This window comes from Aliiroseovarius sp. PrR006, assembly GCF_010500215.1.
Classification (GTDB): Bacteria; Pseudomonadota; Alphaproteobacteria; order Rhodobacterales; family Rhodobacteraceae; genus Aliiroseovarius.
This window is the reverse complement of sequence record NZ_JAAGOY010000004.1, coordinates 1,697,918-1,718,470: the sequence shown is the minus strand read 5'-3', so window position 1 is coordinate 1,718,470 and position 20,553 is coordinate 1,697,918. Positions and strand designations below refer to the sequence as shown.

26 protein-coding genes are annotated in these 20,553 nt (G+C 59.5%); 15 read left to right on the top strand and 11 right to left on the bottom strand.

Going from position 1 to position 20,553, the window contains the following annotated elements:
• Positions 1–136: 136 nt before the first annotated feature.
• From G0Q00_RS08450 to G0Q00_RS08435, 4 genes are read left to right on the top strand one after another with little or no spacing between them, the layout of a single operon-like run.
• The gene (locus G0Q00_RS08450) at positions 137–811 is read left to right on the top strand and encodes a cell division ATP-binding protein FtsE (RefSeq protein WP_163038162.1); all 675 of its coding nucleotides are present in this window, start codon (positions 137–139) and stop codon (positions 809–811) included.
• Positions 811–1,713, top strand: a complete 903-nt coding sequence (locus G0Q00_RS08445; protein ID WP_203564914.1) for an ABC transporter permease — start codon at positions 811–813, stop codon at positions 1,711–1,713. The genes G0Q00_RS08450 and G0Q00_RS08445 overlap by 1 nt, the downstream gene beginning before the upstream one ends.
• Positions 1,713–2,447, top strand: a complete 735-nt coding sequence (locus tag G0Q00_RS08440; RefSeq protein ID WP_163038160.1) for a 1-acyl-sn-glycerol-3-phosphate acyltransferase — start codon at positions 1,713–1,715, stop codon at positions 2,445–2,447. The genes G0Q00_RS08445 and G0Q00_RS08440 overlap by 1 nt, the downstream gene beginning before the upstream one ends.
• Positions 2,447–3,052: a pyridoxamine 5'-phosphate oxidase family protein gene (locus G0Q00_RS08435; protein WP_163038159.1), complete on the top strand. Its 606-nt coding sequence runs from the start codon at positions 2,447–2,449 to the stop codon at positions 3,050–3,052. The genes G0Q00_RS08440 and G0Q00_RS08435 overlap by 1 nt, the downstream gene beginning before the upstream one ends.
• A gap of 3 nt (positions 3,053–3,055) precedes the next feature.
• Here the strand turns inward: G0Q00_RS08435 and G0Q00_RS08430 are convergent, their stop codons facing one another.
• Together G0Q00_RS08430 and G0Q00_RS08425 are read right to left on the bottom strand one after the other, a co-directional pair.
• Positions 3,056–3,391, bottom strand: coding sequence for a carboxymuconolactone decarboxylase family protein (locus G0Q00_RS08430; RefSeq protein ID WP_163038158.1), 336 nt, complete (start codon positions 3,389–3,391; stop codon positions 3,056–3,058).
• Between the two features lie 86 nt (positions 3,392–3,477).
• A complete protein-coding gene (locus G0Q00_RS08425) occupies positions 3,478–4,443 on the bottom strand; it encodes an acetyl-CoA carboxylase carboxyltransferase subunit alpha (protein WP_163038157.1) in 966 nt (321 codons plus the stop codon).
• 193 nt (positions 4,444–4,636) lie between these two features.
• On the opposite strand from G0Q00_RS08425, the gene G0Q00_RS15950 reads away from it, so the two are divergent.
• Entirely contained in the window at positions 4,637–4,759 is a 123-nt protein-coding gene (locus tag G0Q00_RS15950; RefSeq protein ID WP_255464745.1) for a hypothetical protein, read from the top strand.
• A gap of 43 nt (positions 4,760–4,802) precedes the next feature.
• On the opposite strand, the gene G0Q00_RS08420 is transcribed toward G0Q00_RS15950, so the two are convergent.
• Entirely contained in the window at positions 4,803–5,231 is a 429-nt protein-coding gene (locus G0Q00_RS08420; protein ID WP_163038156.1) for a Spy/CpxP family protein refolding chaperone, read from the bottom strand.
• A 258-nt stretch (positions 5,232–5,489) separates the two neighbouring features.
• Positions 5,490–6,449 (bottom strand): L-malyl-CoA/beta-methylmalyl-CoA lyase, encoded by a 960-nt coding sequence (locus tag G0Q00_RS08415; RefSeq protein ID WP_163038155.1) that lies wholly within the window; start codon positions 6,447–6,449, stop codon positions 5,490–5,492.
• A gap of 271 nt (positions 6,450–6,720) precedes the next feature.
• Between G0Q00_RS08415 and dgcN the strand changes: the two genes are divergently transcribed.
• Entirely contained in the window at positions 6,721–7,722 is a 1,002-nt protein-coding gene (gene dgcN / locus G0Q00_RS08410) for an N-acetyltransferase DgcN (RefSeq protein WP_163038150.1), read from the top strand.
• A gap of 72 nt (positions 7,723–7,794) precedes the next feature.
• Positions 7,795–8,760 carry an N-acetyl-D-Glu racemase DgcA gene (gene dgcA, locus G0Q00_RS08405; protein WP_163038148.1) on the top strand — a complete coding sequence of 322 codons (966 nt, stop codon included), beginning with the start codon at positions 7,795–7,797 and terminating at the stop codon, positions 8,758–8,760.
• A 2-nt stretch (positions 8,761–8,762) separates the two neighbouring features.
• Here the strand turns inward: dgcA and G0Q00_RS08400 are convergent, their stop codons facing one another.
• Positions 8,763–9,212: a DMT family transporter gene (locus G0Q00_RS08400; RefSeq protein WP_163038146.1), complete on the bottom strand. Its 450-nt coding sequence runs from the start codon at positions 9,210–9,212 to the stop codon at positions 8,763–8,765.
• Between the two features lie 102 nt (positions 9,213–9,314).
• Between G0Q00_RS08400 and G0Q00_RS08395 the strand changes: the two genes are divergently transcribed.
• On the top strand, positions 9,315–10,169 hold the full coding sequence (locus G0Q00_RS08395) for a D-amino-acid transaminase (RefSeq protein ID WP_163038144.1): 855 nt from the start codon (positions 9,315–9,317) through the stop codon (positions 10,167–10,169).
• 69 nt (positions 10,170–10,238) lie between these two features.
• Here G0Q00_RS08395 and parA read toward each other — a convergent pair whose 3' ends face one another.
• From parA to G0Q00_RS08365, 6 genes are all read right to left on the bottom strand, one after another.
• Positions 10,239–10,877: a ParA family partition ATPase gene (parA, locus tag G0Q00_RS08390; protein ID WP_163038142.1), complete on the bottom strand. Its 639-nt coding sequence runs from the start codon at positions 10,875–10,877 to the stop codon at positions 10,239–10,241.
• Between the two features lie 223 nt (positions 10,878–11,100).
• Positions 11,101–11,901, bottom strand: a complete 801-nt coding sequence (locus G0Q00_RS08385) for a sulfotransferase family 2 domain-containing protein (RefSeq protein WP_163038140.1) — start codon at positions 11,899–11,901, stop codon at positions 11,101–11,103.
• A gap of 249 nt (positions 11,902–12,150) precedes the next feature.
• Entirely contained in the window at positions 12,151–12,945 is a 795-nt protein-coding gene (locus G0Q00_RS08380; RefSeq protein ID WP_163038138.1) for a class III extradiol ring-cleavage dioxygenase, read from the bottom strand.
• A 94-nt stretch (positions 12,946–13,039) separates the two neighbouring features.
• Positions 13,040–13,354 carry a DUF1244 domain-containing protein gene (locus G0Q00_RS08375; protein WP_163038136.1) on the bottom strand — a complete coding sequence of 105 codons (315 nt, stop codon included), beginning with the start codon at positions 13,352–13,354 and terminating at the stop codon, positions 13,040–13,042.
• A gap of 12 nt (positions 13,355–13,366) precedes the next feature.
• Positions 13,367–13,702, bottom strand: coding sequence for a 5-carboxymethyl-2-hydroxymuconate Delta-isomerase (locus tag G0Q00_RS08370; protein ID WP_163038135.1), 336 nt, complete (start codon positions 13,700–13,702; stop codon positions 13,367–13,369).
• A gap of 1 nt (position 13,703) precedes the next feature.
• Entirely contained in the window at positions 13,704–14,444 is a 741-nt protein-coding gene (locus tag G0Q00_RS08365; protein ID WP_163038133.1) for an N-formylglutamate amidohydrolase, read from the bottom strand.
• 146 nt (positions 14,445–14,590) lie between these two features.
• Between G0Q00_RS08365 and pyk the strand changes: the two genes are divergently transcribed.
• The 7 genes from pyk (at position 14,591) to G0Q00_RS08330 (ending at position 20,499) form a co-directional block, all read left to right on the top strand.
• Positions 14,591–16,030, top strand: coding sequence for a pyruvate kinase (pyk, locus tag G0Q00_RS08360; RefSeq protein ID WP_163038131.1), 1,440 nt, complete (start codon positions 14,591–14,593; stop codon positions 16,028–16,030).
• A gap of 62 nt (positions 16,031–16,092) precedes the next feature.
• Positions 16,093–16,329, top strand: a complete 237-nt coding sequence (locus tag G0Q00_RS08355; RefSeq protein ID WP_163038129.1) for a hypothetical protein — start codon at positions 16,093–16,095, stop codon at positions 16,327–16,329.
• Positions 16,330–16,461: 132 nt separating this feature from the next.
• Entirely contained in the window at positions 16,462–16,662 is a 201-nt protein-coding gene (gene rpmI / locus G0Q00_RS08350) for a 50S ribosomal protein L35 (RefSeq protein ID WP_142851789.1), read from the top strand.
• A gap of 14 nt (positions 16,663–16,676) precedes the next feature.
• A complete protein-coding gene (rplT, locus tag G0Q00_RS08345; RefSeq protein ID WP_108855191.1) occupies positions 16,677–17,042 on the top strand; it encodes a 50S ribosomal protein L20 in 366 nt (121 codons plus the stop codon).
• Between the two features lie 317 nt (positions 17,043–17,359).
• On the top strand, positions 17,360–18,769 hold the full coding sequence (locus G0Q00_RS08340; RefSeq protein WP_163038127.1) for a hypothetical protein: 1,410 nt from the start codon (positions 17,360–17,362) through the stop codon (positions 18,767–18,769).
• 125 nt (positions 18,770–18,894) lie between these two features.
• On the top strand, positions 18,895–19,245 hold the full coding sequence (locus G0Q00_RS08335; protein WP_163038125.1) for a YciI family protein: 351 nt from the start codon (positions 18,895–18,897) through the stop codon (positions 19,243–19,245).
• A gap of 6 nt (positions 19,246–19,251) precedes the next feature.
• Positions 19,252–20,499: an RNA polymerase sigma factor gene (locus G0Q00_RS08330; protein WP_163038123.1), complete on the top strand. Its 1,248-nt coding sequence runs from the start codon at positions 19,252–19,254 to the stop codon at positions 20,497–20,499.
• Positions 20,500–20,553 lie beyond the last annotated feature (54 nt).

Sequence of the window (20,553 nt, the reverse complement as noted above, 5' to 3'; positions counted from 1 at the left end):
TGGCCGGATAATTCCCGCCTCAATCAAGAGTAATATGAGCAAAAAGCTTGTGGAAATCAAACACTCGTGTGTCGCACATTGAAACAATCCGCTAGCTGGGGCACAACTGGCGCCAAGCAAGCACGAGGGCATCACATTGATCGAGCTGGAACAGGTCGCTTATGGCTATGGCACGGGGACGTTGCTGTCCGATGTGACCATGTCTCTGGCGCAGGGATCGTTTCATTTCCTAACGGGGCCGTCCGGCGCGGGTAAAACCACGTTGATGAAGCTGTGCTATGGCGAGCTGGTCGCGGAACAGGGCAGCGTCGCTTTGTTCGGTCAGAACGTGCGCAATATGCAGCGCGATGACGTGGCCGAAGTGCGCCGCCGGATTGGTGTTGTGCATCAGGATTGCCAGTTTCTGGATCATCTCAGCTTGGCGGAGAACATCATGTTGCCGCTCACTGTATCTGGTCGCGCACTGCACGATCCGTCCGAGCTGCAAGAACTTTTGGCCTGGGTCGGGCTACAGCAACAAGCCAATGCCAAACCGCCCGAGTTGTCTGGCGGTGAACGTCAACGGGCAGCGCTTGCGCGGGCGGTGATCATGTCCCCGGATGTGATCCTAGCCGACGAACCCACGGGCAACGTCGACTGGGAGATGTCCTTGCGCCTGCTTCAGTTGCTGGTCGAGCTGAACCGCATGGGCAAAACCGTGATGATCGCCACCCACGACATGAATCTGATCCGTTCGGCCAAATCGCAGGTGCAGGCACGTGTGCTGCGGATTTCGAACCATCAGGTGACGGCAGCGGGGGCAAATCTGTGATGACCCTTCTGTCCAACATCCTTCGATTTCTGTCAGGCGACGCGCAAGCCGACCGCGTGGTGCCGCCCACGGGGTTCACCGCGCGCCTGACCGTATTCGCCTCGGCTGCGATGGCGTTTCTGGCGGTGTTTGCCTTGGCTTTGTCGCTGGCAACCGGACGCCTTGCTGATCGTTGGGGGGATGCCTTGGCGAAAAGCGCCACGATCCGTATTTCGGCCCCGGCTGACCAGATGGACGCCCAGCTTCTGGCTGTGACCGAGATCTTGGCCACCACCCCCGGCGTGAAAGAGGCCCGTCCCCTTGGCGAAGAAGAACAGCGAGCGTTGCTCGAGCCGTGGTTTGGACCGGATCTGCCGCTGGACCGTCTGCCGATCCCGCGCTTGGTTGAGGTGATTGAGGACGACGAGGGCTTTGACCCCGACGGGTTACGCGCCCGACTAGCTGGCGAGGCCCCCGGTGCAATACTGGATGATCACGCACGCTGGCGCGAACCCTTGGTGAAGGCCGCCACACGGCTGCGGTCTTTGGGCTTTGTCGCGATTGTGCTGATCACGACGCTGGCAGGTGTGGTAATCACGCTGGCGGCTTCGGCCGCGCTGGCGGCCAACGAACAGGTGATCCGTGTGCTGCGTTTGATCGGCGCGCGGGATAGCTATATCGCCCACGCATTTGTGCGACGATACACGCTGCGCGCGTTTGGCGGTGCCGTTGTTGGCACACTTCTTGGCGCGCTTGCGCTGTTCATGCTGCCCTCGGCCGGGTCCGAAGGTGGCTTCCTGACCGGGCTTGGCCTTCAGGGCTGGCAATGGCTGTGGCCCCTTTTGATTCCCCCCTTCGCGGCTCTGGTGGCATTCTTGGCCACTCGTCAGGCCGCCCTGACAACCTTGCAGGAGAAACGCTGATGCGTCACGCAATTCAATGGCTGCGCTCGCTTCTGTTTATCACTCAGATGTACATCATGCTGCCGGTCGTGGGCTTCTTGGGTGTGCCGCTGGTGTGGATCAAGCGAGACAATGCGTTCAAGGTGATCCGCTTTTACTGCAACTGGGTGCGCTGGACCGCGTCATGGATGGTTGGGCTTAAAAGCGAAATCCGGGGCGAGGTGCCGGCGGGCGAGGTTCTGATCGCGGCGAAACACCAGTCGTTCTTCGACATCCTGCTGCTGGCCTCGGTCCTGCCGCGCCTGAAGTTCATCTATAAAAGCCAGCTGAAATGGGCGCCGATTATCAACATCTATGCGGTCTATACCAACTCAGTTCCGGTGAACCGCGGCAAGAAGGGCGCCGCGATCAAGCAGATGGTGGCCGCGGTGAAGGACGGGCAAGCGAAGCCGGGACAGCTTGTGATTTTCTCGCAAGGGACGCGCGTCGCGGCGGGGGCGAAGAAGCCCTACAAGGTTGGCACGGGCGTGCTGTATCGGGAAACCGGGCAGACCGTCATTCCCGCCTCGACCAATGTCGGCGTGTTCTGGAAGCGCCACGGGATCATGCGCCATCCGGGGCTTGCCGTGCTTGAGTTTCACGACCCAATCGAACCGGGTCTGGAACTGGGCGAATTCATGGAGCGCGTCGAGGATGTGGTGGAAAGCGGCTCGGATGCGTTGATGGAAGAGGCCGGATTTAAACTGGAGAAATAATGGACTTCATCGAGACGACAGAGGCGCTGGAAGCACTTTACGGAACGCCCAGCAAGGGATCGCAGGTCAAAGTCGCGCAGGAACTGACGCCGACCTACCGCCAATGGATCATGGCATCGAAGTTCTGCATTTTGTCGACTGTTGGTCCTGATGGCACCGATGGCACGCCGCGCGGCGATGATGGTCCGGTGGTGACCGAACTGGATGCGCGTACGTTGGCGATGCCCGACTGGAGCGGCAACAACCGCATCGACAGCCTGCGCAACATCGTCAATGACCCACGCGCCTCCCTGATGTTTATGGTGCCCGGATCCGACAACGTGGTCCGCGTGAACGGAGAGGCGCGGATCACCGCAGACGACGCCTTTTGCGCCCGGTTCGAGAAATCCGGCAAACGTCCCCGCACCGTCCTGATCTTCCGCATTCACGAGATCTATGTGCAGTGCGCCAAGGCCCTGATGCGTTCCAAGATGTGGAGCGCCGGGGATCAGAGCGGCGCGCTGCCCAGCATCGGGGACATTCTGAAGGAAATGAGCTCGGGCGAGTTTGGCGGCGCGGAGTATGACCGCGCCTGGCCGGAGCGAGCAGAGCGGACTTTGTGGTAACCGTCAGGCGCTGAACTGCTCGTAGGCTTCACGCGCCTTGGCACTATAGGCCAGCGACGGGCCGCCGCCCATATAGGTCGCCATCGCCAACGCCTCGTTCAGCTCATCCAGCGTGGTGCCAAGGCGGACCAAAGACCGCACGTGAAAGCCAATGCAGCTGTCGCAGCGGGTCGAGATGGCGATGCCAAGGGCGATCAGTTCTTTGGTTTTCTCGCTGAGTGCGCCGTCGGTCTTAGCCGCAGCACCCATTTGACCAAAGCCTTTCATCGTGGCCGGAACGTCCTTGGCCAGATGTCCAATATTGCCTTCGGTTTCTGCAAGAAATGCTGTCCAATCCACGGGGAACCCTCCTGATCTGTGGTCCCGTGAATATTGTGGACGCGGGCCGGGCTTCCAACCCGCCCCACGAAAGCGTGATCCGGTGTTTAGGCCGCCAGACCTTTCGAGCCCATTTTCAAGAACTTCTCGCGGCGTTCTTTCAACAGCGCGTCGCCGTCCTGACGCTTCAGAAGCTCTTTCAGCTCGGCCTCGATGGCTTTGCCGACAGCGGCGATGGTGTCTTCACGCCCGCGCTGGGCACCGCCCATCGGTTCGGGGATGATGTTGTCAATCACGCCCAGCTGTTTCAGGTCCTGCGCGGTCAGGCGCAGCGCTTCGGCGGCCTCTCGCATTTTCTCGGCGTCTTTCCATAGGATCGAGGCACAGCCTTCCGGCGAGATTACCGAATAGACCGAGTGCTCCAGCATCATGACCGAGTTCGCCGTCGCCAGCGCAACCGCGCCGCCCGAGCCACCTTCGCCGATGATCACCGAGATCACGGGGGATTTCACGTTCAAACAGCGTTCGGTGGAACGCGCGATGGCCTCGGACTGGCCGCGCTCTTCCGCGCCCTTGCCGGGATAGGCGCCGGGGGTGTCTACCAGCGCAACGATGGGCAGGCCAAACCGGTCGGCCAGATCCATAAGGCGGATGGCCTTGCGATAGCCCTCGGGGCGGGCCATGCCGAAATTGCGTTCGATGCGGGTTTTCGTATCGTGGCCTTTTTCCTGACCCATGACGACCACCGGGATGTCGCCGATGCGGCCCAGACCGCCCATGACCGCGTGGTCGTCGGCAAAGTTCCGGTCGCCTGCCAGCGGCGTGTATTCGGTGAACAGCGCGTTGATGTAATCGCGGCAATGCGGGCGGTCGGGGTGACGCGCGACCTGGCATTTGCGCCAGGGGGTCAGCCCTTCATAGAGTTCTTTCAGAAGCTTCTCGGCCTTGGCGTCCAGCGCTTGCGCTTCGCCTTCGACATCCATCTCTTCGTTGTTGCGGGCAAGTGCGCGCAGTTCTTCTGCCTTGCCTTCGATTTCAGCCAGCGGTTTTTCAAACTCGAGATAGTTGGTCATGGGCCTGCCTGATTACACAATGTTCATGACTATATGACGCTTGGGAAGCGGCTTTGCAACGGGGGGCGAAAAACCAGATCGCCCAATATGTCGAATCCTGCGACGGGAATCCGTAGCTCGCGCGTTTGTAAATTAGATGGCCGATAGGGCCGATTGGACGAAGCTCAATACCAAACACGAAGGGAGCAGACGTATGACACAAGCCATATTCTCACGACGGAGCGCTTTTCGCGCCTTTACGGCCAGCTATTTGGTCTTGCTGATGACCCTAAGCTTCGCCGCAGTTGCGACGTCCGAGGTGCTGGTCGGGCTGTAGGAACAGCGAGGGCGGCAACACGCCGTGCCGCCGCCCTGCAGGATCAGGATACGCCTGCGATTTCCAGCAGTTTGGTGAACTGCGCGTCGGTCAGAACCTCACGCCAATGATCGGCGCAGTTTGACCGCATCATCACCAGCTTGACCTCGTTCGCGCCGACCTTGTCAGCGATGGCCTGACGCTCGGTGGTGGGTTTTCCGTCCACGATGGCTTGGCGCAGGGCTGCGCGCAGTTCGATCGTTTCAGCCTCAAGTGCCTTGCGATTGGCGGGCATGGTGGCGACCCGGTTTTTCACGTCCGCGCGTTGTTCGTCGTTCAGCTGAAGCACGTCCATGTTTTTGGCCAGAATGCCGGTCAGTTGGATGACAGGGCGCGACAGCCCGGTTTTCGCGGGGTTAGAGGGTTGCATTTGCGCCAATGCAGCCCCGGACAGGCCAAGGGTAAACGCGGCGGCGATAAGAAGCGGTTTCATCAATATTTCTTTCAGTTTGGGATGCGCCCCCAAACAGGCCTCGTCATGACCCGTGCCCACCTTAGCCCCCGGCATGCGGTTGCCCATGCGACCAGTTGACCGCGCATAAAAAAAGCCCCGCGAAAACGCGGGGCCAGTCGGGGAATATTCTTCCAGTTAGAGCGTTTTCAGGTTCAGATGAGGCCGCATTCGCTGCCTCTCGCCTCTGGCTCGAACGCGATTGCGTCCACATACGGATTGCTGATTCCTGATAACGCTTTAGCTGCCAGCGATCAGTTCGGCCTGTGCCACGATCACCTCGGCTTGTTTGATCGACGCGATGTCGACCAGACGACCTTTATAGACAGTTGCGCCTTCGCCATTGGCTTTCGCCTGTTCCATGGCGGCAAGGATCTCGCGGGCCTCGGCGACGGCTTCTTCCGACGGGGTGAAGACCTCGTTCGCCAGTGCGATCTGCTTGGGGTGGATGGCCCATTTGCCAACCATGCCCAGGGTGGCCGAGCGTTTGGCCTGCGCGATATATCCTTCGTTATCCGAGAAGTCGCCGAACGGACCGTCGACCGGCAGGATGCCGTGGGTGCGGCAGGCAGCGACGATGGCGGCTTGTGCCCAGTGCCACGGGTCCGACCAGTGCTTTTCACCTTCGCGCATCATGTAATAGTTTTCTTGCGTGCCGCCGATGCCGGTGGTCTGCATGCCCATCGAGGCTGCGAAGTCAGCCGCGCCCAGCGACATGGCTTGCAGGCGAGGGCTGGAGGCTGCGATGGCTTCAACATGCGCGATGCCGGCAGCCGATTCGATGATCACTTCGAAACTGACCGGCTTGGTGCGGCCTTTGGCTTGCTCGATCGCGGTGACCAGAGCGTCCACGGCATAGACGTCTTCAGCGCAACCCACTTTCGGGATCATGATCTGGTCGATGCGGTCGCCCGCTTGCTCCAGCAGGTCCACAACGTCGCGATACCAATAAGGCGTGTCGAGGCTGTTGATGCGCACCGACATGTATTTGTTGCCCCAATCAATGGTGTTCAGCGCTTCGATGATGTTGGCGCGGGCCACATCTTTGTCTGAAGGGGCTACCGAGTCCTCGAGGTCGAGGTTGATGACGTCAGCCGCCGAGGCGGCCATTTTCGGGAACAGCTTAGTGTTCGAGCCCGGGCCAAACAGTTGGCAGCGGTTCGGGCGGGACGGGGCGGCGGGTTGCAGTCGGAAGGACATGACGGGCCTCTCGGTAATGATGTTGCGATTTCTTGGGTGCAATCGTTATTAAATTGCTGCGTTGCCCGCAAGGTTATTTTGCGCGCGCAGCATATTGGGCGGATTCTTAGGTAAACCGACTTTGTGTCGAAGAAAATTGCTTAAATATGGCTAATTGACGGAGGAAGTTGCGAAAAGGCCGCGTTTCGAAGTGAGTTCGCAAGAAAATCCGCTGGATAATCGTCAAAATGACGCGACGGATAATCCACCACTCATCGAAAGGGCCACGGCCATGATCAAGACACCGTATCTTCTGTTCCTGGGCGACGCGCCCGACCAACTGGCCGCCAAAGTGGCCATCGGCATCCGTGACTGGCGTCCGGAAAACGCTGTGGGCCAGTTCCGTATGGAAGGCTGTGGCGCAGATCTGGGTCTGACCGACATGACATTGGCTGAAGCCAAAGCCGCTGGCGCCAAAACGCTGGTTGTTGGCGTGGCCAACCGTGGCGGCGTGATTTCCAAAGAGTGGAAAAAGGTGCTGGTCACCGCGTTGGAAGAGGGTTTCGATCTGGCTTCGGGCCTACACAATCTGTTGCGGGACGAGCCCGATCTGGTCGCTGTGGCCGAAGCCACCGGCCAAGAGCTGCACGACGTACGCATCCCCGAGGTCGAGTACCCGATCGCAAACGGTAAGAAGCGCACAGGTAAGCGCTGCTTGGCTGTGGGCACCGACTGCTCGGTCGGCAAGATGTACACGGCCCTGTGCATGGATGCTGAAATGCGCGAGCGCGGCCTGAAGTCGACCTTCCGCGCCACCGGCCAGACCGGCATTCTGATCACCGGTGACGGTGTGCCCTTGGACGCCGTGATCGCCGATTTCATGGCGGGTTCTGTGGAATGGCTGACCCCGGACAATGACGAAGATCACTGGGATCACATCGAGGGTCAGGGTAGCCTGTTCCACGTGTCCTATTCGGGCGTGACCATGGCGCTGATCCACGGCGGTCAGCCGGATGCACTGGTTCTGGCGCACGAGCCGACCCGCGAGCATATGCGCGGTTTGCCAGAATACACCCAGCCCTCGCTGGAAGCGCTGCGCGACACTGCGCTGAATCTGGCCAAGGTGGCGAACCCAGACTGCAAGGTCATCGGTATCTCGGTCAACACGCAGCACATGTCGGATGACGACGCCAAGGCCTATCTGGCGAAGGTCGAAGCTGACATGGGTCTGCCTGCGACCGACCCGTTCCGCTATGGCGCGGGCAAGCTGGTGGATGCGCTGGAAGCGATCTAAGCTTTGAAGGTGGACCGGGGGCCAGCCCCCGGACCCCCGGGATATTTATGACAAGAAAAAGAGGGCAGGCGCGTGGAAATCTCAGTCACTCCGGACGTGTTCAAACTGGCGCAGGTGTTCACCATTTCGCGCGGATCGCGGACCGAAGCGAAGGTTCTGACCGTTCGGGTTCAGGATGGCGATCATGTGGGTTGGGGCGAATGCGTGCCCTATGCGCGCTATGACGAGACGCTGGAGAGCGTGACGGACGAGATCATGGGCCTGCCGACCGACATTACCCGCGCGGCGCTGTATGACCTGCTGCCTGCCGGAGCGGCCCGCAACGCCGTCGACTGTGCGTTGTGGGATCTGGAAGCCAAGCGTGCGGGCAAACGCGTGTGGGAGTTGGCCGGGCTGACTGCGCCGGGCCCCGAGATCACCGCCTACACGCTGTCGCTGGACGAACCTGCCGCAATGCAGGCACAGGCCGCGAAGAATGCGCATCGTCCGCTGTTGAAGATCAAGCTGGGCACGCCGGATGACATGCCGCGTCTGGAAGCTGTGCGTGCCGGTGCGCCCAGCTCGCGCATCATCGTAGATGCCAATGAAGGCTGGTCGGCCGAGGTCTATGCCGATCTGGCCCCGCATCTGGTGCGTCTGGGTGTCGATCTGGTCGAGCAGCCGTTGCCTGCAGGTGAGGACGATGCGCTGATTGGAATGGAGCGTCCGGTGCCGGTTTGCGCCGATGAAAGCTGCCACGACCGCTCCAGCCTGCCTAAGCTGAAGGGCAAATACGATGTGGTGAACATCAAGCTCGATAAGACCGGCGGGTTGACCGAGGCGCTGGCGTTGCGCGATGCCGCATTGGCCGAGGGTTATCAGGTTATGGTTGGCTGTATGGTCGGCTCGTCGTTGGCGATGGCACCTGCCACGCTGGTTGCTCAGGGCGCGATGGTCACCGATCTGGACGGCCCGCTTTTGCTGGCCGAGGACCGCGAGACGCCGCTTCTGTTCGACGACGCCGGTGTGCACCCGCCAAGCGCCGCGCTTTGGGGCTGATGTCAGCCACGTCCTGCAATCTGGGTCAAAAAGACGCCCACGCCCATGACCGTGATCCCGGCGATTCGCCAGAAGGTCAGGGGTGTGACATTCGCGCCAAACAGGCCGAAATGGTCGATGGCAGCAGCGGCGATCAGTTGACCGATCAGCACAAAGAACACGGCATTTCCGACGCCAAAGCTGGGTGCGACCCATGTGATGGTCAGAACGTAAAACGCCACAAGGCAGCCCGCGAAGAACAGGTGCGGCGGCGATCCCACCGCGCCTTTCAGCGACGCGCCGGACATCAGGAACACCACGCCGGTTGTCAGAAATGCCACTACGAACAGGATCAGTCCCGCCGCGATCGGCGACCCCATGCGCTGGCCCAATGCAGCGTTCAGGGCGGCCAAAATTGGGATACCGATCCCCGCAGTCAACATGATGGCGGCGGATTGCGTGGCGCTGGGCATGGGGTTTCCTTTGACTCTGGCGTCGGTATTTGTATCAACACCCCAAACAGGAAATGCCGCGCGGGTCAAATGGCCCGCAGCGTCACATGAAGGAGACCTGACATGACCCGCACCGTTTACGTGAACGGAGAATATCTGCCCGAGACCGAAGCATCGGTTTCGATCTTTGACCGTGGTTTCCTGTTTGCGGACGCGGTGTATGAAGTGACCAGCGTGCTGAACGGCAAGCTGATTGATTTCGAAGGTCACGCCGTGCGTTTGGCCCGTTCGCTGAACGAGCTGGGGATCGAGAACCCGATCTCGAAAGAAGATCTTTTGGAGGTCCACCGGGAGCTGGTGCGCGTGAACGAGATCGACGAGGGGCTGGTCTATCTGCAGATTTCGCGCGGCGCAGATAGCGACCGTGATTTCGTCTTCCCGGATCCCGAGAAGGTGAAGCCGACCGTGGTTCTGTTCACCCAGAACAAGCCGGGTCTGGCCGAGACCGTGAAGCCGATGAAGGTGATCTCGATCGAGGATATTCGTTGGGGTCGTCGCGACATCAAAACCGTACAGCTGCTCTACCCGTCGATGGGCAAGATGATGGCCAAGGCCGCTGGCGCGGATGACGCGTGGCTGATCGAAGATGGTTTCGTGACCGAGGGTACCTCGAACAACGTCTATATCGTGAAAGACGGTAAAATCATCACGCGCGGCCTGTCCAACGACATCCTGCACGGCATCACTCGTGCCGCCGTATTGCGTTTCGCCGAAGAGGCGCAGATGGAAATCGAAGAGCGCAACTTCACGATCGAAGAAGCGCAGAATGCGGACGAAGCTTTCTTCACCTCGGCGTCGGCGTTCGTGATGCCGGTGGTCGAGATCGACGGTCAGGCGCTGGGCGATGGCACGCCGGGCAACGTGGCCCTGCGCCTGCGCGAGATCTATCTGGATGAGAGCCTGAAGAAGGCTGTGTAAGCCACAGGTAAAAGACTTCCGAAGGGGCTGCAGTTGCGGCCCCTTTTTTGTTGCGCAGTGCGCGCTGCTTTACAGCTTCAAAACCGCAGTGACTTCGGCAGCGAGGGCACGCACTTCGTCTGCAGCGGGCCCTGTCCGTTTCGCTTCGATCGCACCCAGGCCACGACCCAGCGCCTCGGCATAGATCACTCGGCTAGAGAGGGAAGACTGCAACGGCTTTGCTCCAAGCTCGGCCACTGACGCGGCGACTTGTTCACCAACGCGCGTTCCATTTCGAGTGCGATTCATGACAACGTTCGTTGGTTTCCCAGCCCGGTCTGCCAAATCAAGAACATCATTGGTTGCCCAGACATCGGCCTTGCTGGCCGAGACGGGGACCAGAACCAAATCCGACTCAGCCAAGACCCAGCGGACGTCGCTGTCGGCTTTGGGGGGCGTGTCGATCAGGATGATGTCGGCCTGTTCTTTCACGCCACGGACGGCGCGAGAAATCCCATAGGCGGTCGCCGTTGCGAACTGAAGGTTGTCATCCTCGCCCAGCGTTTCTTCGCGAATATCCAACCACTTACCAAGACTGCCTTGGGGGTCCGTGTCCAGCAGGGCCACGCTTTTCCCCTCGGCCAAGAACGCGATGGCCAGATTGGAGACGAGCGTTGTTTTGCCCGCGCCACCTTTCTGCTGCGCCACGCAGATGATCCGACTGCTCATTGGTCAAGCCTCCAAATGTCGTTTCTGCGGTGCAGCATACCACTTGGAAGGGAGGAGCGATAGGACTAATGCGGGTGGTTTCTGGGGCGAATTCGATTGCTGTTACGGCCCGAAAAATAGCCTGACATAAGTCGCCGATGCACAAATTGGTGCCCCGCTCGGAAAAGAGCAGCGGTTTCAAATGGGGAGTGAATGACAACGCCGCGGCGAGAGCCGCGAGGCTTTATTTTCGGGAAACCTTCGCAATATAGCGGGCTTTGGTCTCGCTACGGTTCGGATCGGGTGCGAATTTGGGGGGGGTGTTGTCGAACTGATAACCCAAGTGTTTGATTTCCCATTGCGCAGCATCTTCAACCAGCTTTCGGGTCTCGTCGTCATAGAAGGACTGATAAGCGCGGGATGTTTTTGGGCGATGCTGTGTCTTGGCGCGAATATTTGCAACATCAATGGGTTCAGGAAGATCAAGGAACGTCGAGAGCTGCTCGAGGTCGTCGTTGAGATTTTCAAAACGCAGCATGAAGTCGACCATCGGCACGTCACCAATGCAGTAGAGATGACGCTGAGAAATGTCGCGATGCGCGTTGATGCCAAATAGTCGCCGCTTCAGCCCAGGGTGTGCAGAGCTCTTCAGGAATGCACGGAAAGCCGAACGTTGTTCATCCTCTGGAAGATCACGCATGTCTGTCGAACGGTTGCTCCAGAAAAACGTCGAAACGGCGCGATCCCAGGGATTTCGATCCACCGAGAAAACCTTGTAGTCCTCTACCTGCCGCCCGAACAAACGATAGGCTTGAGTGATCGGCGCGTGGCCATAGGGGAAAATCGGACGGAGGCGCTTGTCGAAGCCACCAAAAATCCGGCTGTCAAAGTTAGGGAACAGCTGGCCTGTTTGCTTCTCGCGATCTGACTGCCTTGTCGCAAAATCGTTCGGTTCAAGGAGTTTCGCCAATGCGATCTCAAGCGAGGAGCTGGCGACCTTGCGAGTTCTAACGAAAATGAAACGGTGCTTGTGGCTGATTATCATATCTGTGCGCAAGTTAGGTGTTGGAGGGCGAGCGTATTGTCACGCGAGTGTATCCATCTACTATTTGCACTTCGTCACAGGGTTGTACCAGCCCTTGGATTGCAAATTCGTGGATTCGAGTGAGCATTTCTCTGCCCAAACGACGCTTTGCGCGAATGTCGCCGCAGAACGATCCTCAGATTTCGCTATCGGACCAACCTTAAATGATCCTGTGAATGCCCCGCGACCGCACATCGCGGGGCGTTTCCCTTATCCAAGTCGGAAACTTGTCGCTGTGACACCGCCGAAGATGCCCTCTTCGTGGTAGGTCACTGTCGATGGATCCTCTTCCGCAGCTCCAAGGGCCACGAAGATCGGGGCGAGATGGTCTTCTTCTTTGTGGGCAATCCGGGCGGACGGGGCCGTTTCCCAATCCAGCAGCGCCTGCGTACGCTCCGCAGGATCGCGCCGCATCACGTCATTCAGCCACGTGTCAAACTCGGTCGAGGGTACCCGCGCGCCGGGGCCGAAATTGCGCAGGTTGTGATAGCTCAGGCCCGATCCGACGATCAGAACGCCTTCGTCCCGCAAGGGCGCAAGGGCGCGTCCCAGGGCGAAGTGGGCGGCCGGGTCATAGCCGTGCTGAAGCGACACCTGATAGGTCGGCACGTTCGCCTCGGGATAGATCACCGCCATGGGCGCAAAGACCCCGTGGTCGAACCCCTGCTGATCGTCCAGATGCGTGGGTAGACCTGCCGCAGCAATTAGATCCGCGGTGCGCTGGGCCAGTTCGGGCGCGCCGGGGGCAGGATAGGTGATCTCGTACGTGTGGGCCGGGAAGCCGGTATAGTCATAGACCATCGGCGGCGCGTCCGAGGACATCACCGCGAAATCCGCTGTCTCCCAATGGCCCGAGATCATCAAGACCGCTTTAGGCTTTTCGGGGAGTTCCGACGGCATCGCGGCGAGCGAGCGTTCCAGCTCGGCAAAGCCGCGGCGCATCTCGGGCAGCCACGGCCACGGGCCGCCGCCATGTGAAATGAAGTATGTGGGCATGCGAGTCATATCAGGTCCTTTCGTTGGAACTCAGATAAGGCCCGCGCCCATATTGCATAACCGGTGCGTACGAACATCCAGTCTGCGTATTTGCACAGGAGGATTACTGCTTGTCCGTCACGTTCTCTTTGAACGCCACTTCGAACTCGGCCTGCTTTTCCGGGCTGGCGTCGGTCTGATAGTTCGCCTTCCACTCGGCCATGGTCATGCCATAGAATGCCTCGCGGCCTTCGTCCTTCGACATCTCGATGCCGCGTTCGTTGGCGGCTTCTTGATACCAGCGGGCAAGGCAGTTGCGGCAGAAGCCGGCCAGATTCATCATGTCGATGTTCTGCGCGTCGGTGCGGTCTTCCATCAGGTGCTTTTGCAGGCGGCGAAAGGCGGCGGCTTCGATCTCGATACGGGTCTGGTCGTCCATGTGGGTCACTCCTTAGAGAACGTCTTTGGCATAGGAGGGGCTGAGGTCTTCGACGTCAACGGATAGGTTGGCGATCTGCGGCAGATGGGCGCGCATGGTGGTCAGGATCAGCCCGGAAAGGTCGGATTTCACGGCCTCGGAGCGGCCGGGAAGAAGCGCGAACTGGGCGTGGGCAAAGCTTTGCGCCTCGGTGCCCATCACGGCGTAGGCGGTCGGCAGCGCCCGGATCTTGATCGAAGCGGGGTTTGGGATCGCGTCATGGGACGACAGTGCTTCAAGAAGCGCCTCGCACAGCGATTGCATGGCTAGGTCGGCTTCGCCGGTGTATTCAATGCGGATATGTGGCATGTCAGAGCCCCGTTTCGGCCAGAGTTTCCATAAGGACCGGGGCCAGTCGCTCGGCCCAAGCGCGCTGCTGCTCTTCGGTTTCGATCAGGTCGTTGCGGATCTCGATCAGGACATTCGGGCGCTGTTGCACAACCGCGTGGCGGTCAATGCTGTCGCCGTCCAGGTGGCCGCCGTAGGGCTCGTTCTCGCCCACACACAGATCGGGATCCTGTTCCAGCTTCTTGATCAGAGGCGTCGCGAGGCGGCTGTCTTTTTCATGCAGGACGGCAACGTGCCACGGGCGCAGAGGGCGGCCGTTTAAGCGCGGGGTATAAGAGTGCATCGCCACGATCACCGTGTTTTCCTGACGGGCGGCCATATCGGCCAGCGCATTGTGATAGGGGCGGTGGAAGGCATCCAGACGGCGGGCCTTTTCCACCGCATCCGCTTGGCGGTTCGCAGGGATCACGGTGCCGTCGTAGAGCTTCATCAGCAGTGTCGGGTCATCCTCACCCCGGTTGGGATCGATCACCAGACGCGAGAAGTTTGACAGGATCGCGGGTGCGTCCAGAAGCTCGGCCAGATGGATGCTGACACCGGCTGCGCCAATATCATAGGCGATGTGGCGGTTCATATCTTCGGGCGCGATGCCTAGATCGCCGTTGCCGACGCAAGAGGGCACGGTATTTGCAGCATGATCACATGTGATCAGCCAGCGCGAAGGCCGATCTGGCCCATGAACGTGAAATGGAAGGTATGTCATGATGGTGTTGTTATTCTGATTCATATCCCCTTTAAGCGAGGTCAAAGCCGAGCGCCACATGTGAGCGCTAACATTTTGTTGTCAGCGCTAACAATTTAGGGCATAGAGCGGGTAACCCCGCGTAAGAGATGAAAGAGAGGTGCGCCGTGAGACGCCATCGTAATGTCAAGATCGTCGCAACCCTAGGACCGTCCTCAAGCGACTACGATACAATTCGGGCTCTTTTTGAGGCTGGTGCCGATGTGTTCCGCATGAACATGTCCCACGGAACCCATGACGAGCAGCGCGCGCGTCATGCCCTGGTGCGTCAGGTCGAAAAGGATCTGGATCGCCCGATTGCGATTTTGGCGGACCTTCAGGGGCCGAAGCTGCGCTGCGGTGTGTTCGCTGCAGGTGCGGCCGACATCGAAGAGGGGCAGGAGTTCCGCTTTGATCTGGATGAGGCCCCGGGCGAAGGGCACCGCGTCTGCCTGCCGCATCCCGAGATTTTCGCCGCGCTGGAGCCCGGATCGACCCTTTTGGTGAATGACGGAAAGCTGCGCTTGAAGGTCAAGGAATGTGGTCCGGACTTTGCCAATTGTATGGTTGAAGTCGGCGGAACGATTTCTGACCGCAAGGGTGTGAACGTGCCTGACGTGGTGCTTCCCTTGGCGGCCCTGTCCGACAAAGACCGCGCGGATCTGGAATTTGCCTGCCAACTGGGCGTGGACTGGCTGGCGCTGAGCTTTGTGCAGCGTCCCGAGGATGTTGCAGAAGCGCGCCATCTGGCCAAAGGGCGCGCCGCGGTGTTGTCGAAGATCGAGAAGCCCGCTGCCGTGGATGCTTTTGCCGAGATTCTGAAGGCTTCGGACGGGATCATGGTTGCCCGCGGCGACCTTGGTGTCGAACTGCCCGTGCACGCGGTGCCGCCGATCCAGAAACGTCTGGTGCATGACTGCCGTCGTGCCGGTAAGCCGGTGATCGTCGCCACCCAGATGCTGGAAAGCATGATCGAAAGCCCGATGCCGACGCGGGCCGAAGTCTCGGACGTGGCAAACGCGATCTATGACGGCGCCGACGCCGTTATGCTGTCCGCCGAAAGTGCCGCAGGACAATATCCGATCGAGGCCGTGTCCACCATGAACGCCGTCGCCGTCGAAGTCGAAAATGATGACCTCTACCGCGAGCAGGCCGAAGCCTCTCGCGTGGCCAGCCGTTCGGGCGTGAATGACGCGATCGTGGCCGCTGCCCGCGAGATCGCGGAAACCACGGATATCAAGGCAATCTGCTGCTTCACCCAGTCGGGCACCACGGCGCTTTTGACATCGCGGGAACGCCCCCGCGTGCCGATCATCGCGCTGACCCCGCTGCGCGGCACGGCCCGTCGTCTGTGTCTGTCCTGGGGGACCAATTGTTTCGTGACCGCTGGCGAGGTTGAGCGTTTCAAAGCCGCGGTGGTCTCGGCGGCGCGCGCAGCCAGAAGTGCCGGATTCGCTGGAGAAACCGACCAGATTGTTGTCACTGCCGGAGTGCCGTTCAACGTGCCCGGAACCACCAACATTCTGCGCGTGGCGCCCTGTGACGAAAGTATGATCTACGCAACTTGATCGATTTATGCTATCCTCGGGACACGGAGCATCGAGGTGGTATTATCGATGGAGGTCCGCGTATGACGTACGATACCTTTTTTGTTGTAGGGCTTTTGATGCTGGTTCTGGCCATTCCGGCAATTCTGGGCGCGTTTCGGCGCGGACAGACACCTCGTATTCCGGGTCTCATGTTGCTGATTGGTGGGGGGCTGATCGTGGTTGCGATCAGCGCCAAACCCAACGCCTATTCGATCAGTACAATCCCACAGGTCATCGATTCTGTGATCAGCCACTACGTTGCCTATCTGGGCGCCTGAACCAACGTCGGTTTCCCAAGAAAAAACGCTTGCGAGTCGGGCGATCTGGCCCTATACGGCCAACTTCATGTGCGCGTGGGCTAATGTGGCATGCCCGCCGTGCATAAACGTAACCTTTAATTGGAGACGAAAATGCCCAAGATGAAGACCAAATCGAGCGCCAAGAAGCGCTTTAAGGTTTCCGCGACCGGCAAGGTCATCGGAGCCCAGGCTGGTAAACAGCACGGAATGATCAAACGGACGAAGAAATTCATCCGCAACGCACGCGGCACGTCCGCTCTGTCCGCCCCCGACGCTAAGATCGTCAAGGGCTACATGCCCTACGACCGCTAAGAGGAGATACTGATATGTCCCGCGTTAAAGGTGGAACCACAACCCACGCCCGTCACAAAAAAGTCGTCAAGGCCGCTAAAGGCTTCTACGGCCGCCGCAAGAATACCTTCAAGGTAGCCCGTCAGGCCGTCGACAAGGCGAACCAGTATGCAACCCGCGACCGTAAGAACCGCAAGCGTCAGTTCCGTGCGCTGTGGATCCAGCGTATCAACGCTGCTGTCCGTTCGCATGACGAAAGCCTGACCTACTCGCGCTTCATCAACGGCCTGAACCTGGCTGGCGTTGAAGTGGACCGTAAGGTTCTGGCCGATCTGGCCGTTCACGAGCCCGAAGCATTCGGTGCCATCGTTGAAAAAGCACAGGCTGCTCTGGCTGCCTAAGCCTGATCACAGCGAAGAATTCGAAAGCCGCGAGGGGACCCCTTCGCGGCTTTTTCGTGTGATCGGCGTATTTGTTGCCGATACCCTATAACTTCGTCTGAAAGGGCTGCGCAGATCAACTTAGCATTGCAAAGAGGTGTATTTGGGGTAGGTTGCCAGCGATTAGATGAATTGAAGGCAAATCAATGTTGAGGCGGGTTTCTGCTGACAGTATTTCGGTTGTGGTTGCGCTTGTTGTAGTGGCGTTTCTTGTTTCCAAGCACAGCCTATATTTTCACGATGATGCGTATATCACCCTGCGATATGCACGGACATTCGTGGAAACCGGATTGATCCAATGGAACCCTGGTGAGTGGGCCGAGGGTTATACAAGCCTGCTTCATGTTGTCGTGATAAGCTGGCCAATGCGGCTTGGTGTTTCAGCGGTTGCGTCAGCGCAATTGGTGAACGCCGTCGCTGTCGCTGTGTTGCTTGTGATGACCGCTGTTTCGGCGCGTGCAGTGCTGCCAGGCCGAGAAAACTGGCTTGGACGAGTGTTGACGATGCTGACTGTTGCGAGTTCGACACCGATTGCGATTTGGATGCTGGGTGGGCTCGAGGCTGTGATCGTCGCGGCATTCCTGGCCAGCGGGCTCGCGGCGTTGCTCACATTTCTACGCCAGCCGCGTACGGGTTTGCTGTTCATGGCAGCCTTGGCCTATTCGCTGGCTATCTTGACGCGGCTGGATGCATCGGTGTTCATCGCGGGTTCGGGCCTCGGTCTTCTTCTGGCCGGACCCGGTGCCGTTCGTACCCGCCTGATGTCCGCAGTGATCGTGGTTGGCATCCCCGCTGCGGTGTCTTTTGTTCAAATGGGGTTCCGCTGGCAGATCTATGGAGAGCTCTTTCCCCTGACTTTCTACGCGAAAGCCGATCTGCCTCTGTCCGAGAAACTTCTGAACGGCGCTGAATACCTTGCTACTGCGGTGGTTATTATTCCAACGCTGGGGATTGCGTTGGCGATCGTAAGCGTAATGTACAGAGCCGGAAATTTGAACGCTTCGTCCCGGTTCCTGCTGAGCGCGATCGCCTTGCAGCTGCTATACATTTGCTGGGCCGGAGGGGACCATATGCCGTGGGCGCGGATGATGGTGCCGCTTACTGTGCCAATTTCACTGCTTCTTCTTGCATGCGTCTCAAGAATGGAGCTGCGTGCAAGAAATATCACCTTGGGGGCGTCGGCTTTGGCGGTTGTGGTCGTTGCGATTGTCGAGCCGCCCAAGCTGAAAGATCCTGCAGCGTTCTATGGCGAGATTGTCGGTCGGCACATTAACGACACTTGGCCTCGGAACATAACGGTTGCGTTGAATACCGCGGGCTCGACGCCCTTTGTGGCAGATGAGGGGCGTGTTTTCATCGACATGCTAGGCCTGAATGACGCTACGATTGCAAAGCGCGAAAATGTTCCAATGATTGCAGAGCGCCAGTACTGGCCCGGTCATGCCAAGGGCGACGGAGCCTATGTCTTGTCGCGAAAACCTGACCGTATCATCATAGGGCCGGTAACTGGTGTAGATGTGGCTTTTGCATGGTTCCTGACCGGGAAAGAACTTGAGCGCATGCCCGAGTTTTCGCAATGCTATAAGCGGATAGTTGAGCCGGTCTCTTTCTCGAAGGATTTGACACCTCCGTTTGAGGACGCGGACAATCCGTTTCCATTTGTTTATTATGTGCGGGTTTGTTCCTAGATAAGATTGCGTCGGGTACTGCGGTCTGCCTTTGTTAATGCGGAACGTATGTCGATTTTGCCGATCCTCAAACGTCTGGTACACAGAAAGGCATAGACCTTTCCCAACAGACGAAAGGAAAACCGATGCAATATATCTGTTTGATTTATAATGCCGAGGATAACGGCCCGCAGCCCGGAACCGACGAATTTGGCCCCTATATGCAGGCCTACGTGGACTATACGCAGGAAGTTCAGGATGCAGGCGTGATGGTTGGGGGCAACGCCCTTAATCCCGTGGCGACCGCCACCACAGTGTCCGTGCGTGACGGCAAGACCGAGGTTGTGGACGGCCCCTTTGCTGAAACCAAGGAGCAGTTGGGCGGCTACTATATTCTCGACTGCAAGGATCTGGACGAGGCGCTGAAATATGCCGCCAAGATCCCGGATGCGAAATATGGCTGGGTGGAAGTCCGCCCGATCATGGTCTTCGATTGATCCCACATGCTGCCCCCGGTTGAGGTTCAGACGCTGGTCACGCGGTTGATCCGTGAAGACTGGGGGCGCATCCTGTCGTCGCTTGTGTCGTCTATCGGCGACTACGCGTTGGCCGAAGACAGCTTGCAGGATGCCGTTATTTCAGCGCTTGAGGTGTGGCCGAAACAGGGCGCGCCACGTCATCCCGACGCGTGGATGATCTCGGTCGCGAAGCGCAAGGCGCTGGATCGTCTGCGTCGCAACGCGACGGCGACCCGCAAAGAGGCCGAACTGACCTTGTGGCTGGAACAGCACCAAACCGATCCCGAGAACACACCGATGCTGATCACTGACCACCGGCTCGAGCTGATCTTTACCTGCTGCCACCCCGCGCTCGAGGAAAAGTCTCGCGTGGCCCTGACTCTGCGGGCGCTGGGCGGGCTGACCACGGCCGAGATCGCCCGCGCGTTTCTGGACAAAACCGACGCCATGGCCGCTCGCTTGACCCGCGCCAAGAAGAAGCTGCGCGACGCAGGCATCCCCTTCAAGCTGCCCGAACCCGAAGACCTGCACGACCGGACCGACGCCGTCTTGCGCGTTATCTATCTGATCTTCAACGAAGGCTATCAGGCGTCCGACGGCCAACTGACCCGCGGCGATCTGGTGGCCGAGGCGATCCGTCTGGGACGCATCCTGACCGGCCTGCTTCCCGATCATGCCGAGGTGCACGGCCTTCTGGCCCTGATGCTGCTGGGCGAAAGCCGCAGGCTGGCGCGACAAGGGCAGGGCGGGGCGTTCATCCCGCTAGAGCTTCAGAACCGCGCCCGATGGGACCGTGCCAAGATCGCCGAGGGGCTGGCGCTGGTGGAAACCACCCTCTCGATGGGGCGCGCGGGGCCGTATGCGCTTCAGGCCGCGATCAGCGCGGTACACGCGCAGGCGCCCGATTTTGCCGCGACTGACTGGGCGCAGATCGTGGCGCTGTATGACGTGCTCTATACCCGCCAGCCCAACCCGGTTCTGCGGATCAATCAGGCCGTGGCGCTGTCTTATGCGGATAGCCCAGAGGCAGGTCTGACCCTGCTGAACTCGGTCGAGGCGGAAGGCAAATTTGCCCGCTATCAACCCTTCCACGCCTGCCGCGCCGACCTTCTGGCCCGCCTCGGCCGGGACCGCGATGCCGCCGAAAGCTATCGTGCCGCCATCGCGCTGTCCGACGCCCCTGCGCAAGCAGCGTTCCTTGAAAGCCGCCTTCACGCATTGAACGCGCCCTGAACCCCTTCCCCCGCTTGCCATTTTGCCCTCTATTCGCTAGCTGGAAACGGTGCG